This is a genomic window from Neobacillus sp. C211 (assembly GCF_051842875.1).
Classification (GTDB): domain Bacteria; phylum Bacillota; class Bacilli; order Bacillales; family Cytobacillaceae; genus Neobacillus.
On record NZ_JBPXRO010000046.1, the window covers coordinates 16,473 to 32,256 of the forward strand.

At 41.3% G+C, this 15,784-nt stretch carries 9 protein-coding genes, 10 tRNA genes and 1 rRNA gene; all 20 read right to left on the reverse strand.

Features of this window, described 5'->3' with window-relative positions:
* Positions 1-124 precede the first annotated feature (124 nt).
* The 20 genes from dacB to rrf all read right to left on the reverse strand — a co-directional run bounded on the left by dacB (position 125) and on the right by rrf (position 15,776).
* Positions 125-1,585 carry a D-alanyl-D-alanine carboxypeptidase/D-alanyl-D-alanine endopeptidase gene (gene dacB, locus ACSU6B_RS26860; protein WP_410889453.1) on the reverse strand — a complete coding sequence of 487 codons (1,461 nt, stop codon included), beginning with the start codon at positions 1,583-1,585 and terminating at the stop codon, positions 125-127.
* Between the two features lie 265 nt (positions 1,586-1,850).
* Positions 1,851-3,125, reverse strand: a complete 1,275-nt coding sequence (locus tag ACSU6B_RS26865) for a LysM peptidoglycan-binding domain-containing protein (RefSeq protein ID WP_410889454.1) — start codon at positions 3,123-3,125, stop codon at positions 1,851-1,853.
* A 99-nt stretch (positions 3,126-3,224) separates the two neighbouring features.
* Positions 3,225-5,819 carry a polynucleotide kinase-phosphatase gene (locus ACSU6B_RS26870; protein ID WP_410889459.1) on the reverse strand — a complete coding sequence of 865 codons (2,595 nt, stop codon included), beginning with the start codon at positions 5,817-5,819 and terminating at the stop codon, positions 3,225-3,227.
* A complete protein-coding gene (locus ACSU6B_RS26875; protein WP_410889455.1) occupies positions 5,819-7,162 on the reverse strand; it encodes a methyltransferase domain-containing protein in 1,344 nt (447 codons plus the stop codon). The genes ACSU6B_RS26870 and ACSU6B_RS26875 overlap by 1 nt, the downstream gene beginning before the upstream one ends.
* A gap of 118 nt (positions 7,163-7,280) precedes the next feature.
* A complete protein-coding gene (locus ACSU6B_RS26880; RefSeq protein WP_410889456.1) occupies positions 7,281-9,854 on the reverse strand; it encodes a DEAD/DEAH box helicase in 2,574 nt (857 codons plus the stop codon).
* Positions 9,855-9,932: 78 nt separating this feature from the next.
* Positions 9,933-10,124, reverse strand: coding sequence for a YbxH family protein (locus ACSU6B_RS26885; protein ID WP_168244672.1), 192 nt, complete (start codon positions 10,122-10,124; stop codon positions 9,933-9,935).
* Positions 10,125-10,237: 113 nt separating this feature from the next.
* Entirely contained in the window at positions 10,238-12,907 is a 2,670-nt protein-coding gene (gene ppdK / locus ACSU6B_RS26890) for a pyruvate, phosphate dikinase (RefSeq protein WP_410889457.1), read from the reverse strand.
* A 2-nt stretch (positions 12,908-12,909) separates the two neighbouring features.
* Positions 12,910-13,725 carry a pyruvate, water dikinase regulatory protein gene (locus tag ACSU6B_RS26895; protein ID WP_214999047.1) on the reverse strand — a complete coding sequence of 272 codons (816 nt, stop codon included), beginning with the start codon at positions 13,723-13,725 and terminating at the stop codon, positions 12,910-12,912.
* Between the two features lie 17 nt (positions 13,726-13,742).
* Complete coding sequence (locus tag ACSU6B_RS26900; RefSeq protein ID WP_214999222.1) at positions 13,743-14,384, reverse strand: helix-turn-helix transcriptional regulator; 642 nt, start codon at positions 14,382-14,384, stop codon at positions 13,743-13,745.
* Positions 14,385-14,640: 256 nt separating this feature from the next.
* Positions 14,641-14,711: transfer RNA gene (locus ACSU6B_RS26905), tRNA-Trp, on the reverse strand.
* 5 nt (positions 14,712-14,716) lie between these two features.
* Positions 14,717-14,801 (reverse strand) — tRNA-Tyr (locus ACSU6B_RS26910).
* A gap of 21 nt (positions 14,802-14,822) precedes the next feature.
* A tRNA-Ser gene (locus ACSU6B_RS26915) sits at positions 14,823-14,915 on the reverse strand.
* Positions 14,916-14,945: 30 nt separating this feature from the next.
* Positions 14,946-15,022, reverse strand: a tRNA-Met gene (locus ACSU6B_RS26920).
* Positions 15,023-15,043: 21 nt separating this feature from the next.
* Positions 15,044-15,116: transfer RNA gene (locus tag ACSU6B_RS26925), tRNA-Ala, on the reverse strand.
* 20 nt (positions 15,117-15,136) lie between these two features.
* Positions 15,137-15,213 (reverse strand) — tRNA-Pro (locus ACSU6B_RS26930).
* 56 nt (positions 15,214-15,269) lie between these two features.
* A tRNA-Leu gene (locus ACSU6B_RS26935) sits at positions 15,270-15,358 on the reverse strand.
* 6 nt (positions 15,359-15,364) lie between these two features.
* A tRNA-Gly gene (locus ACSU6B_RS26940) sits at positions 15,365-15,439 on the reverse strand.
* Positions 15,440-15,473: 34 nt separating this feature from the next.
* Positions 15,474-15,558: transfer RNA gene (locus tag ACSU6B_RS26945), tRNA-Leu, on the reverse strand.
* Positions 15,559-15,573: 15 nt separating this feature from the next.
* Positions 15,574-15,649, reverse strand: a tRNA-Val gene (locus ACSU6B_RS26950).
* A gap of 10 nt (positions 15,650-15,659) precedes the next feature.
* A 5S ribosomal RNA gene (rrf, locus tag ACSU6B_RS26955) occupies positions 15,660-15,776 on the reverse strand.
* Between the last annotated feature and the right edge of the window lie 8 nt (positions 15,777-15,784).

Sequence of the window (15,784 nt, forward strand, 5' to 3'; positions counted from 1 at the left end):
TTTGAATCCCATGGTAAAGCTCTTTTTTATTATTTATTCATTATAATAATAGTAAAATCAATACTTTAAATTTTCAAGAAATTATTTACGCTTGTTAAGTTCCATCTATCTATTTGAGTCGAGGTTATTGATTGGCTAAAATAGTAATCAGCTTATCCTCCACCTTTTTTCCTTTTGAATCTTCCATTAAGTTATTTAGAAGGATTGAAAAAATTAAGGTTTGTCCACTTTTTGTTTTCACGTAGCCTGATATTGAACTCACCGTTGAAATGGTCCCTGTTTTTGCGTAAACTTTTCCTCGAACCAAAGAATCCTTCATCCGATTTCTTAAAGTTCCGCCGACCATCTTTTCACTTTCACCGGCGACAGGTAATGAGTGAAGATAACTAGGAAACCACTTTTCCTTTCGGACGGCAAATAACAGCTGCGTCAGCTGGTTGGCTGGTATCAGGTCGACATGGGAAACGCCCGAACCATCTCTTAGCACCAATGTGTTGGGGTTAACCCCGTATTTTGTAATCTCATTTTTTAAAACGCTTAGTCCCTTTTCCCAGCTTCCTTCCCCTTTTACGACCCGGCCCATTTCCTTAATTAATATTTCAGCATGGACGTTATTGCTCAGTTTCATAAACGGAACCAGCAGCTCAGATAACGCCATCGATTGATGTGTCGTTAAAATTCTTGCGGTGTCAGGCACCAATCCTGTTTTTAGTTTTCCTGGCACCTGTATCCCGTGTTCTGTTAAGGATTGGTGCAAAAGGGACACGGCATATCGAGTGGGTTCCCAGACACCAATCCATTCCTTTTCTGTTTTTGCCTTTGTTGGGATGGTTCCTTCGATTGTTATGATGTTCCTCGAATGTTCCCGTTCGATGGTGATATCCTTTTTACCATCCTCCGGAACGGTTACCGCGTGGTTGTTTATTTTTAGATAATTTGTCTTCGGGGTTATTTTCACGATCGGCTTGTCACCTTTTTTTATTCCGGGCTGCACGAGTACCTTGACCGATCCGGCATCAAAGTCTCTGGTCGGTGAGGCGGTGAGTGCGGAAATCTGTGCGCCGTAATGGGTTGTTTCGTCGCTCCAAGGCAGGTCGAGCGAATAGCGGACATTATCATACCAGGAATCGTCTCCAACAAGATTCCCTTTTATCTTTTTGATGCCTCGCTTTTGAATGTCCTCAGCCATTTTATCAAAATCAGATTTCAATAGGGTTGGGTCACCCTTCCCCTTTAAATACAGATTCCCATGGAGTGTTTTCTTTTTCACTAAGCCATCCGTATGGATCTCCGTCGTGAAGGTGTGGTCTTCTCCGAGGATAGTAAGAGCGGCTGCAGCTGTTAATAGTTTCATATTGGAAGCAGGTCTTAAGCGGACGTCACCTTGGTGGGCATAGATGATTTTTCCGTCCTCAGCGGTACGAATGCTTATGCCGGCAATTGCTCCTTTTAACTCAGGTTCGTTATTTATTAGGTGATTTATCTGCTGAGCCATATTTTCCATGGCGGATGCTTTTATAGAAGGAACGAATGCTGCGAGCACCGTAATGAAGATGAGGGTGTAATATTTAAGTCTGTTAATCAAGCTTTGGTTCCAGCCTTTCCTTTTTTCTAAGAGTTTGTCCGAAAATAACAAATAATATCATCGATGGTTTTTTTATTTGACAACCACAAATTTTACAATTTTTGTCTAAATGTACAAAACCCATTGAAAATGTCACAAAAACTGGTGAAAATGACACAAAACTATCCCAAAATGACACAAAACTATCCCAAAATGGCACAAACCCCCTTCAAAATGGCACAAAGACAAAATTCACCCGCAACACTGTCAAGAATAAAGTGTAATTTTATACGATTCTCTTCACCACATGGATATTTTTACTAAGATAAGCCCAATTTTGGGGTGCCGGCAAGCTAATTTGCCAAAAAGTCGTCCCAGCTAATTGATACCTATCAATTAACCTATACTTTTCTATAAAACTCCTAATATCTTCAAACCATACCACATGCTCCTCACTACCCTGCCAGTAGCGAAACCAAGGTGCCCTAGCTGTGTTATCAAACTCGATGTTCTCAGGCAGTGATATCGCTTTATTTTGAGCAGCAAGTACCGAAAAGGCTTGGGTTGCATTCGTACCAACAACCTTGTCATACCCATATAACGCCACGGCGATTTGCAGTTTACGAGAATTAATTTGTGTCACCGAGTATTGAATCACTTGCTCCAGCCACGGAATCGGGGCAATCGGATCGGGCGGCCCCCCCGGGTAGCCATAATCCATGGTCATCACCGCCACGATATCAGCCACATTGCCAATCGACGCATAATCATAAGCACCAATGATTCGATTCGTTGGAATATCAGCTGTTTTGGCGTGAACATTTACTTGTAAAATAAGCCCGTCTAAGCTGCGCTTTAATTCTGTTAAAAATAAATTGAAATCATTTCGTCTTGCCGGTGGAATAAATTCAAAATCGATACTGACGCCACCGAACCCTCTTTGCCTGGTTAAGTTGACCAAGCTCGCTACCAAATTTCCCCGATAGGCTGGATTTTCCAGGACACGCCCTGCCAACTCCGCGCTGAAATCATTTCCGGCAAGATTTCGGACCATCAATAATGGGATGATCTTCAATTGATTACTTCTCGCAACCAGGGCTGCATCCTCGCTCACATTAAACGCATAGCCTTCCTCTGTGAACGAATAAGCGACAATCGCTAAATAGGTTAATCGGTTAGCTAAACTATTAATTGTGGCAAGGTTTGCACTCTCAGATGATGGCACTAAAAACCCTAGTGTTACGAGAGATAATCTTATTGGAGTGGGAACATTTATGATTTGGCCAATTACGAGTAGGTTGGGATTAATCCCTGGATTTGCAGCGAGAATAACCGAAGGATTGACCCTAAATTGTTGAGCCAGCTGCCAGATGTGATCGCCTGCTTTAATTTGATAGTAGCGGAGTGGAGGCAAGATATCCGGAAGATAAAGTGCAAGACCCGGGACGATGGAACTTGCTGAAGGTAACCCATTTAGCTCTACAATCGTTTGAATTGAAACCCCATACCTAGTGGATATCGCCCACAAATTTTCACCTGCAATTACAACATGAACAGCCATTTTCTCACACTCCTTCATTACTATCATATGGGCAAATGATGATAAATTATTACACATAGAAAAACGAACTTGCCGGCTGACAAGTTCGTTTCCCTATTCCTATAGTCGCGGGTCAATCGGATCCGATTCAAGCGCCAGAACACCTAACACACATTCATGGTAGCGCTCCAGTGACTCTTTTCTAACAAAACGATTTACCGCTTCCACACCTAAAGCAAATTCTTTTAGGGCATTTCGTTGTTTCTTACCTGCATTTCGCCGCTTAAGACGGGAAAGATTTTCTGGTTGTAAATAGTCGATGCCGTAGATAATATGAAGATACTTTCGGCCTCTTACTTTAATGGCAGGCTGTAAAAGCTTGCCTTTATGACGAGCCACATAAGACTCGGGTTTCACGACAAAGCCTTCATGTCCATCCTCCGTCATTTCTTCCCACCATTCGATGGCCGATTTCATAGAGTCTTCATCGTTAACTATTCGATATTCTGTTTCCACGAACAAATCTGTTAGGACGCTAAATTCTTTATTTTTCTCCATATGCCACGTGTGAGGTTTATCGAAAAACGTTTCATTGCTGTGGGCAAGTGTATGAAAAGGGGCAATTTGAATGCCTGCTAAACCTTCCGTTTCCCAGCAATACTTTTGATACACTTCGTTAAACACCTGGGCATTTTGAATCTTCTCAGCCGTTTCTTCGAGCCATCCTAATACATCCCTGCCGTTTTCGGCCGCTTTCTCCAGCTGTTCCTTTAATTTACTGCGATCAAGCAATGCCATCTCACCAACATGAGCATATTGATTCATAATTAATTCTTTTGCTTTTAGATTCCACGGAAGGATCTCTGCGTCCATCAGGACAAAATCAGTGTTGTATTTTTCAAAATAACCACTCAAGTCAATATTTAATACTTGTAATATTTGTTCTTCCAGTTCTTTTTTGAAAAAGGCCCGGCCAGTCCGCGTGTATATCAATCCTAATGTTTCCCTGCCAATATACTCTTTAGCGGTTTCTTTATTTTTAAAAAGAAACAAAATGCCGCGGCTGCCCATATGCTTTTTCTCGACAACCATCGTGTCAACGCCATTCGCCTGATAGTATTCAAATGCTTCAATCGGATGCTCTAAGTATCCTGCTAAACTCGATGGTTTCGGTGTCGGGCTCATCGTAGGAGGAAGATAGACAATCTCCTCAAGCGGCAATGTGTAATGGGAAAGGTCATCCAGTGCTGATTTCGTACTATCCGCATAAATTGCAATCTCCCCATATAGTCCCGTTAATACCGAATATCCTTCTAAAAATTTTGCGATATTGGGCGGTGCCAGCCTTTTACTTTCCAATACCTTTAATGGATTGTCCGGCAGATTTGCATAATCGGCTTTCGCTTTGACAGAAACAAATTTCCTTTCCGGAAAACAATATGCCGTTAGGTTGCCACCAAAAACGACTCCTTGGTCAATATTGAGGGTGCTATTAACCAATAATGGCTGCGTCCTAGGATCATGCCCCCAGAGAATAAGTTCGCTGGACTGATGAGCAATTGACCAATCTTTTCGGACGGGTTTGCCGTTTTCGTCAAGGCCATCCGAGTCTCCGTACCGACAGAAATCGGAAATGCGCGGCGATTGTTTGCCGATATAATGGTCTTTGATTCCTGCATGGACTGCAACAGCGACGTTGACTCCATTTTTCTGGATAATGTAATGTGATTTAGCCTCTAACAGCATGTCTCTTATTTGTTCCTTTAAACGATCGGCCTCATCCTTACCAAATTTACCTTCATACTCATCAAATTCAGCCTTTACATTTTCATCACCATGAGCAAGCGTAACATTCTTACCCTCAAGCCAGCGGGCGATTTTCCAACCATGATTACTGTCAATCATATAGGCAAGTCCTGCTGCTACATGCTTTTGAAAAAATTGCAGCGTATCGATCGAACGAGGTCCCCTACTCATCACATCCCCAAGGGAAAGGATTTTCCGCCCTTCTGGATGGATAAAATAACCCTCTTCATTTTCTATATAACCAAGCTTTGACAGGATTTCGCTAAACTCTTCAAAGCAACCGTGAATATCCCCAATAAAATCAATGCCATTGCCAACATCAATTAGTAATGGATTACCAAGTCGGTTCACATTTAAGACTTGCAATTCTTCATCACCGAATATGTAGCATCGCCGAAAGCCCTCCTTTTTAATGGAGCGAAGCGTCTTCTTGAAATGTTGGTATTGCTGCTTGATACGGTTTTTACCTCTTGGGAAATCCCTCTCTAAGTCACGTCTGAGTAATTCAGTTTCTGCCAAATTCAGCACGATTGCAATGGCCGGAACATGATACCTCTTAGCCATTTGCAGGTATTTTTCACGTTCGTAATCACGTAAATGAGTAGCATCGATAAATGTTAATTTATTGAGGCGGCAACGTTTGGCAATGATATAATCCATCGCTTCAAAAGCTTCTTTTGAAATTTTTTGGTATTCATTAAAAAGAGCATCTGCTTCATATTTAGGTCGCCGATTCCAATCAATAAATTCAACATCGCTAACTAAAACACGGAACTGATCGGAACTTACTACTTCCGATGCATAAATCTGTTGTTCTTGCATTAATTGATTTATTAAAGTCGTTTTACCTGAATTGGACGGGCCTACAAGTAAGACGATACCCGCATGAGGCAAATTAATTTTCGCCATCATCCCTCCTCCCTTCTGAAAATAACCATTTGAGTAGGATGCCCGTATAGTTGGTTTTCTTCACCAATGCCTTTATAACTTACTTGGTATGGATAGATTTTTGTCAAAGCTTCCATCTTTTGGTGAAGCTGTGCCCTTGTCCATTCAAAGCGATGATCGTGGTGTCTCATTCCCTCATTCATATCATAGACAACATTGTATTCTTGGTTAGGCGTGGTCACGATCAACACTTCTGGTCGATAGTCTTTAAAAATCGTCTCGAATACCCTTGTTAACCGGTATTCATCAATATGTTCAATCACTTCACATAAAACCATGACATCCTTGTTACTCAACCGTACATCATAATAAAATAACGATCCTGCCAAGGACTTGGGTTCTACAAATCCACGTTTCGCCTTTGCATAGTCGAATCGTTCCAATGCCTTTAACCGAACTTTATTCGATGGTTCAACAGAAAGTATCTCTTGCACCCCTTTAATAAATCCCAGCTGAACAGATAACTTCCCTTCACCAGCACCAAAGTCAACAATGGTGGCTTTTTTTTGCAGGGCCTCAATATATTTAATAATCGCTTCGTAACGAAGGTCATTTAAACGGATTCTCGGAGGTTCATGATTCTCATTGATTTTCGTCTCTTTTTCATAGAATCTTGACTGAGAAATCACCTTTTGAAACCGTAACGAACGTTTTAAAATCAGCGCCTTTTGTGGATGCTCCTCTAACCATCCTTCCCCGTAGCGGTCCAACTTTTCCAATTCTCTTTCGTCAATAAAATAATGCTTATAGTTATCAATAACGGGAATTAAAATCGAAATATGTTTAAGTGCATTCTGGAGCGTTTGTTTCCCTAACAGGGTAATAAATCGGGCAGAGCTTTTTTCGCGAATAAAACTTTCCCCGTATTCCATCTTGATGGTGTAACCCATTGGAGCAAATAACGCTTCAAGTTCCCTAATGCTTAAATCAGTAGCAGTCGGTCCAAAGGTTAATTCCATTTCAAAGGAATGCTCGACCCATGAAGCATATTCCTCTGCTGGTTTCCCATTCAGTGCAGTTCCCAGCGCTTTACGAATCGAGGAAACAAAAATACTGCTTGCCGCAAACTCGCGGTCATTTATGTAATGGGTAATATCAAAAGAATCAGGTGAGTTTTTCACTAGTTCAATTGGATCCGTTTTGACATAGATTAAAAACTGTACTTCCTCGCTTGAAAAAGTCGGGTAGACCAGACGGACAGTCAACCCTTTCTCTCCACGCTCATATAGATTATTCGGATTTTTAGCTATTAGGTAAGAAACCGCTTCAACACCAGGGCCTCTTACTGTTAATGATAGTTGCATCTTTTTCACTTCACTTTCATGGAACGAATTATCAGAGTTTTATTTTAACATATTTACATTAATTTGGTTTTAATTGAAGAATAACCCGGGTTCCTAAGGTTAGAACACCGGGTTATTCTTAATATTCATCATATCGATATCTTCTAGTCTTCGCTGCATAACAGGCTTCACAGGTAGGAAAAGAATGATCCCATGGCAGCTTCTTTCCACAGGTTTTGCATTTTTTAACGAATTTATTTATATCCGTCTTTAAGCGGTCCTGCACTTTATCGCTGACCTCTTCTCTTAGCCGCTCCCAATAGATTGCTGTCGTTCGCTCTCCTAGTCGATATAAAAATAACAAATGAAGTCCAATTGCTTTGTAACTGAGTTCTAATTCCTCCAAGCTTCGTTCCTTTACAATCGGTTCCGGGAGTTCTCTCCCATGGATAATGGCATACATTTTTTCTTCCCATTGCTTCGTTAATACCGGTTCATTTTTTGAAAAAGGCAGATGTAAAAATCCATAAAGGTCCATTAAGGATAAACGTGCTTCAATTTCAGTACCTGCTACCATTTGATACAACGACTTTTCCTCGGCAAGGGAAGCTTTTTTCGTTCCGTTTGGACTTTCAAATTTCCCCCATAATTCAAAAAATGTACCTAAGTCGTGATAATAGCGTTGAAAGCGTTCAAAAACTGAATTGGTTGGTGCAATTGCAAAGGTATGAACAGGCTCATCCTCCTGCAAAAGCAAGTTTCTCATTTTTCTGATATCACTAGTAAAGGCCACTTTGCCAATATTGTAAATACCTTTTCGACCTGCACGTCCAGCAATTTGCTTCACTTCTTGTGATGTCAGCAGTCGTCGTCTAGTTCCATCAAACTTATCATTTTCTAAAAAAACAATCCGTCGAATTGGCAGATTTAAGCCCATTCCAATCGCATCTGTAGCAACGATGACTTTTGTTTTTCCCGTGTTGAATTGCTGAATTTGCTTTTTTCTTGTTTCTGGCGGCATGCTGCCGTAGATCATGCTGACAGTATGTCCGTCATTTTGCAGTCGTGAGGCGGTTTCAAGAACTCGCCTTCGTGAAAAACAAATCAGCGCATCGCCTTTTTTAATGTGTTTAATATGAAACTCCTTCGTTTCAACCTCAAGAGGAGTATCACGACTGTATTCATAAACTTCGATAATGGAATTACCTAAAAGCTGGAGCAGCATAGTTTTTGAATTCCTGCTGCCTATGATATGGACTTCCTCTGCATTAGCTTTCGTGATTGCCTTATACCAGGAAAAACCACGGTCTTTATCGGTCATCATTTGTGCTTCATCAATGACGATTATTTCATAAAACTCTTTTTCGTGAAACATTTCCACGGTGCTGGAAGTATGATTTGCACCTGGGGTGATTTTTTCCTCCTCCCCAGTTTTTAAGGAACACGGCGTCCCCTCAGCGTTTAATTTATCAAATACCTCAAGTGCTAATAATCGAAGCGGCGCTAAATATAACCCGCTATAAGCATCTTTCATTCTTTCTAGCGCATGATGGGTTTTCCCTGTATTGGTTTCGCCAATGTGCAAGATATAACGGACCTGACGTTGTAACGAAGGGTCGTATTCCGTTGCAAAGATTTCCTTCATCATCCGCTCTTCTTCTGCTTTTTTTCGCTCGAGTTCTTCTTGCGCTTCTTTTTGTTTTTGCTCGCGCGCTTGGAAGTCTTTTTCAAAAATTTCTTTATGAACCTTTGCTTCAAAAGGTATTTCTGCCAAACGTATTAAGTCTGATAGGTATTCAGCTTGGATATCCTCAATAAAATAACCCTCGACATCATAAAGAACCTGAGCAATGCTGCCCTTAACGAAGGATGCCGATAGTTTCTCAAGAAAGGTTTCATGAAAATCATCCTTAACCTTTTCAGAAAGCTGCTCTAATATTTTTTCCGGAATAAGCTCAGACAAATAGTCAGCAATTAAGCTTTCATAAACGAAAAAATAGGTTTGATATTCATAAAAACTCCTGCCCCAATTCAAAGTTTTATGGATATCCCCTGTCAGTTCTTCAAAAAAGGTGGCAACAGTTGTATAGACTGAGGGGTTAAAATGGCCTTCATCCACTAATTTTTCTTCTAATGCAAAGGTATCAACCGATTGAAACTTTACATTATTTTGTAGGTCAGCAACTAGTTGTACGGCAACGAAGTAACGAACATATAAATAAAACAGCTCATATTGTTCTTCCAAGATTCCAACAGCGGCATCTTCAATCTCACTTCTAATCAATTGCTTCTGTTCTTCGTGCTGTTTTTGTTCTTCTCGTTTTATAAAATTAACCTTCGCCTCCTGATACTGTTTCACCCACTCTTGTTCTTTACCTAAAAATGTTTCATGAACCCACCCCATCGTATCAAAGACATGATAGGTTCGCATTTCATCCCTAAATAACTTATTGATTAGTTTTTTGTCGATTCCCTGTACCTCGAAGCCTTTATCAGTTAAATATTGCTTTTTTTCATTCCTTGGAACATCATTGGTCGACTTATTCAGCCAAACATTGGTCCAAATTTGCTCAACATAATGGCTTCTGTCAGTTAGGTATTGTTCAAGGGTTGGCAGTGTTTCCATCGTTTCGAAATAATGGTTAATATCTTCATACACTTTCAATTTTGTACGTTCTATCGCTTGAGGGTATATAGTGGTTAATTTATTCATGGATTTCCCTCCATTTCTATAAAATGGTTTATTATATCCATTCTATCACAAAATAAAAAACCGAACAAGCATTCGGTTTTAAAGTTGATGCTGGCTGCAATATTGATCAACCAGGTCTTCGATCTGATCCAGTTCAGGAAACTTCCCTGAGAAGTGGAATTTAATTTCCTCGATGAAGTTATCCTGATTATATACATGAATGGCCCCATTTTGTTGAATGACACTAAATTCTGGTACAAATCGATAACCGCTGCGTTCAATAGCCCCCATTGTAAGTCCCCTTTAAAATAATTTTTTATAGTATTTGCATAAACTGGGCGTCTATCCAATTACATCACAATAAAAAAGGGATGATGCATACTGCAACATCCCTTGTTCTTCCTTTATGCTGTTGTAAAAACTTCTTGTTTATTTTGTTCATGTCGAATGGTTGCTTGTGCTGCAGCCAAACGTGCTAGTGGTACGCGGTATGGTGAACAACTGACATAATCTAGGCCGGTTTTGTAGCAGAATTCAATCGAGCTCTTTTCTCCGCCATGCTCGCCGCAAATACCTGTTTTTAAGGACGGTTTTGTTCCACGGCCAAGCTTCACCCCTGTTTCAACAAGCTTACCTACGCCTTCTTGATCAAGGACAGCAAACGGATTATCCGGAAGCACTTTATTTTCAATGTAAGCTTGCAGGAACTTGCCTTCCGCATCATCACGGCTGTAACCAAATGTTGTTTGGGTTAAATCATTGGTCCCAAACGAAAAGAAATCAGCTTCCTCGGCAATTTTATCTGCAGTTAAAGCAGCACGCGGAATTTCAATCATGGTTCCAATCGTGTACTTGAAGATTTTTCCAGTCTCCTCCTGGACAAGTAATGCCGCATCGATCACCAATTTACGCATATCCTTTAATTCATTCACATGACCGACCAAAGGAATCATGATTTCTGGTTGTACTTCGATGCCTTTATCAGCGAGCTTAGCAGCTGCATAGAAAATGGCTTTTGCTTGCATTTCATAAATTTCCGGGTAAATCATCCCAAGGCGGCAGCCACGGTGGCCAAGCATAGGGTTAAACTCATCTAATTGGCGGACCTTTTTCAGCAATTGCTCTTTTTTCTTCAATTCTGGTGATTGTGGATCTAAAATCTGAAGCTTCGTTACTTCCACTAGCAGTTCCTCTTTATCCGGTAAGAATTCATGTAAGGGTGGATCTAGTAAACGGATAGTGACAGGAAATCCTTGCATAGCTTCGAAGATTCCTTCAAAGTCCCCTTGCTGCATGGGCAATAACAGGTTCAAAGCTTCCATTCTCTCATTATAAGTTTCAGCAAGAATCATTTTTTGCACGGTTGGAATCCGTTTTAAATCCATAAACATATGTTCAGTACGGCATAAGCCAATTCCGCCTGCACCAAATTCAAATGCCTTTTTTGCATCTTCTGGGTTATCTGCATTGGCACGGACCCCTAATTTACGTTCTTGGTCTGCCCATGCAAGCAACATTTGAAACTCATCCGAAAGTTCTGGGTCAATCATTGGAATCTCCCCAAGCATAATTTCACCCGTAGAGCCATCAATCGTTATGATATCTCCATAATTAATAACTGTCTCACCAATTGTAAAATGTTTAGCTTTCAGATCTATCTTTAATGCTTCGCATCCGCAAATACACGCTTTCCCCATACCACGCGCGACAACTGCAGCGTGGCTTGTCATGCCGCCTCGGCTTGTCAGTATTGCTTGCGATGCAACGATACCATGGATATCATCTGGAGTGGTTTCAGGACGAACAAGAATTACTTTTTTTCCATCATTATTTAATTGCTCTGCTTCATCGGCATCAAAAACGACTTGACCTGTCGCTGCACCTGGTGATGCTGGCAAGCCTTTAGCTAAAACTCTTTTCTCAAATTTGTCGTCAATCCTGCGATGCAGCAGTTGATCTAATTGTTCCGGGTCAACACGTAGCAAGGCCGTCTTTTTATCAATGATTCCTTCTTCGACCATTTCCACGGCGATTCGAATCGCTGCCTGGGCTGTTCTTTTTCCATTACGGGTTTGCAGGATAAATAGCTTACCACCTTCAACCGTAAATTCGATATCTTGCATTTCTTCGTAATGCTGTTCCAAGCGCTTGCAAGTATCAGTGAATTGCTTATATACTCCTGGCATTTCATCTTTTAAAGTAGCGATTGGCTGTGGAGTACGAATCCCTGCTACTACATCTTCCCCTTGGGCATTGATTAAGTATTCACCGTAAAGGACATGCTCACCAGTCGATGGATTTCTTGTGAATGCTACGCCTGTGCCTGAATCATTCCCCATGTTGCCAAACACCATACTTTGAATATTTACAGCTGTTCCTAAATGGTCAGCAATTTTGTTAAGGCGACGGTAGACTATCGCACGCTGATTATTCCAAGAGTTAAAGACTGCATGAATCGCAAGGAATAGCTGCTCTTTTGGATCTTGCGGGAAATCCTTTCGTTTATGCTTTTTGACTATACCTTTATAGCCAATAATCACTTCTTTCCAGTCATCAGCACTCATTTCTGGGTCAGAGGAATAGCCTTTTTCCTCGCGTATTTCTTCTAATAATTGTTCAAAGTAGTAGGTATCGATATCTAGTACAACATTACTAAACATCTGTATGAAACGACGGTAGGAATCATAAGCAAACCGTGGATTATTGGTTAATTCTGCTACTCCGATAACGGTTTCATCATTCATTCCAAGATTCAAGATGGTATCCATCATGCCAGGCATGGAAAAAACAGAACCAGAACGTACGGAAACGAGCAAAGGATTTTTTGGGTCGCCAAGCTTTTTGCCCATTTTTTCTTCAAGACGGGTTAGAGCCTCTAAAGTCTGGACTTCAACAAAGGTTGGAATGGTTTTGCTAGCTTCATAGAATGCATTGCAAGCCTGTGTAGTGATTGTAAAACCATACGGAACCGGAAGACCAATACGCGTCATTTCCGCTAGGTTTGCCCCTTTTCCCCCAAGTAACCCCTTCATATTGCCATTTCCTTCATGAAATAAATAAACGAATTTTTCCATTATTAGTAGCTCCTCTCTTTTTTTAACACGTCTAAAATTAAGCCAGCTGTTTCTTCAACAGCTTTATTTGATACATCAATAACAGGACAGCCTAATCGCTTCATTACTTTTTCAGCATGATCAAGTTCCTCAAGAATTCGCCCAAAGCTTGCATAGTTAGCCTGTGAGGCTAACCCTAAAGCCTTTAGACGTTCCTTGCGAATTTCGTTTAATTTATCTGGTGATATTATTAATCCAATACAATTCTTACGGGGTATTTCAAATAATTCATCTGGAGGTGGCACCTCTGGAACCAAAGGAACATTGGCCACTTTAAATCGTTTATGTGCTAAGTACATAGACAAAGGGGTCTTAGATGTACGTGAGATACCGACTAGAACAATATCCGCCTTTTTGATCCCTCTTGGGTCACGCCCATCATCATACTTAACTGCAAATTCAATTGCTTCAATTTTCCGGAAGTATTCTTCGTCCAATTTTCTCATCAATCCAGGTCGATGGTGCGGCTGTTTATTGAAGCTTATTTCAAAAGCATTCATCAATGGACTTAGTAAATCTACAGCAAAAATGCTCTCTTCTTTTGCACGTCGATCTAAATACTCTTTTAATGATGGAATAACGATCGTATAGGCAATAATCGTCCGTCCCTTTTTTGCTAGTAAAATGATATCTTCAATATCTTCAAAATCATCCACATAGGAATTACGGCGAATTTCTACCTGCCCGCCATTAAATTGTGTAGCCACTGCCTTTACTACAAACTCAGCTGTTTCACCTACTGAGTCAGATACAACATAGACAACTTCTTTCTGTACCAAAATGGCAGCCACTCTCCTTAGTTTGAATTGTTTTCCATGATTTCTAAATATGCCCGCGTTATGGTGGTTTTGGTGATTCTTCCTACCAGCAAATATGTACTTCTTTGCTCCTCTATTTCCTTAACAACTGGTAAAGAGTCAATGCGATTATGGATCATCTTTTTGGCTGCTTCGAGCAAGGTCTCTTCAGGATTTATTGTAATAATATTTGGCATTCTAGTCATGATGACACTGACAGGCAATTCATTTAGATTTTGATTTCCTAGTGATGCTCTGAGCAAATCCTTACGGGAAACAACCCCTGCTAGATGTCCTTTTGTATCAACCGCATAAAGTGTGCCCACATCCTCTAAAAAGAGCTGCACGATCGCATCATACACGGAGGTTGATTTCTCAACGACAATTGGATGGGCTTTATAATCCGTTACCTTTTGGTGGATAAACCTTTTAGCCTGTTGCTTTGCTTCAAAGCTTTCATTAAAAAAATAACCTACTCGCGGCCTTGCATCTAAGTTACCTGACATCGTTAAAATGGCAAGATCGGGTCTTAGTGCAGCTCTTGTTAATGAAAGCTTCTCTGCGATGTCTTTTCCTGTAATGGGCCCGTTTTGTTTAACAATCTGGAGGATTTCATCCTGACGTTTAGATAATTTAATAATTACCCCCCCCTTATCTACATTAAATATGTTATATTCAATAGATTCATTATAAATGTGTTATACTTATTTGTATATAGTATATTACATTATGTTATAAACCGAAACAATAAGTTTTATTTTTTTACAAAATATTAAACTATTTTTTTTAATAAGGAGCCCAAACAAGTTAATCCCGCCGCATGCGACGAAAGAGGCAAAATAAAAAAAGGCAAAAAAAATTCCAAGCATATACTTGGAATTTTTTTTGCCTTTTTGACAGGGGCAGTAGGAATTGAACCCACACTGAAGGTTTTGGAGACCTTAGTTCTACCTTTAAACTATGCCCCTAAACATGGTGGAGGGGGACGGATTCGAACCGCCGAACCCGGAGGGAGCGGATTTACAGTCCGCCGCGTTTAGCCACTTCGCTACCCCTCCACATATAAAAAATAATAAAACTGGAGGAGGAAGAGGGATTCGAACCCCCGCGCGGTGTTACCCGCCTGTCGGTTTTCAAGACCGATCCCTTCAGCCAAACTTGGGTATTCCTCCATGGAAAAAGAAAATCATATAATAGTATTTTGGTAGCGGCGAAGGGAGTCGAACCCCCGACCTTTCGGGTATGAACCGAGCGCTCTAGCCAGCTGAGCTACACCGCCAAAAAAATTATATTATTAAGGTGGAGTCTAGGGGGATCGAACCCCTGACCTCCTGCGTGCAAAGCAGGCGCTCTCCCAGCTGAGCTAAGACCCCAAAATATTTGTAATAAAGAATGGTCGGGAAGACAGGATTCGAACCTGCGACCCCTTGGTCCCAAACCAAGTGCTCTACCAAGCTGAGCTACTTCCCGATAATATGACGCACTGAGCGCTATATTTGATGTGTTAAATTACCTTGGATATAACATGGTGCCGAGGACCGGAATCGAACCGGTACGGTAGTCACCTACCGCAGGATTTTAAGTCCTGTGCGTCTGCCAGTTCCGCCACCCCGGCACTGTTTGGAGCGGAAGACGGGATTCGAACCCGCGACCCCCACCTTGGCAAGGTGATGTTCTACCACTGAACTACTTCCGCTTATATGGATGTTTTTTTCTAACGCAAAAACCTATGGTGCGGGTGAAGGGAGTCGAACCCCCACGCCTTGCGGCGCCAGATCCTAAGTCTGGTGCGTCTGCCAATTCCGCCACACCCGCATAGTAAAAGAAAAATGGTGGAGGATGACGGGCTCGAACCGCCGACCCTCTGCTTGTAAGGCAGATGCTCTCCCAGCTGAGCTAATCCTCCATATAATACCGCCTGGCAACGTCCTACTCTCACAGGGACGCGTGTCCCAACTACCATCGGCGCTGAGAAGCTTAACTTCCGTGTTCGGTAAGGGAACGGGTGTGACCTTCTCGCCATTGCTGCCAGACTATTTAA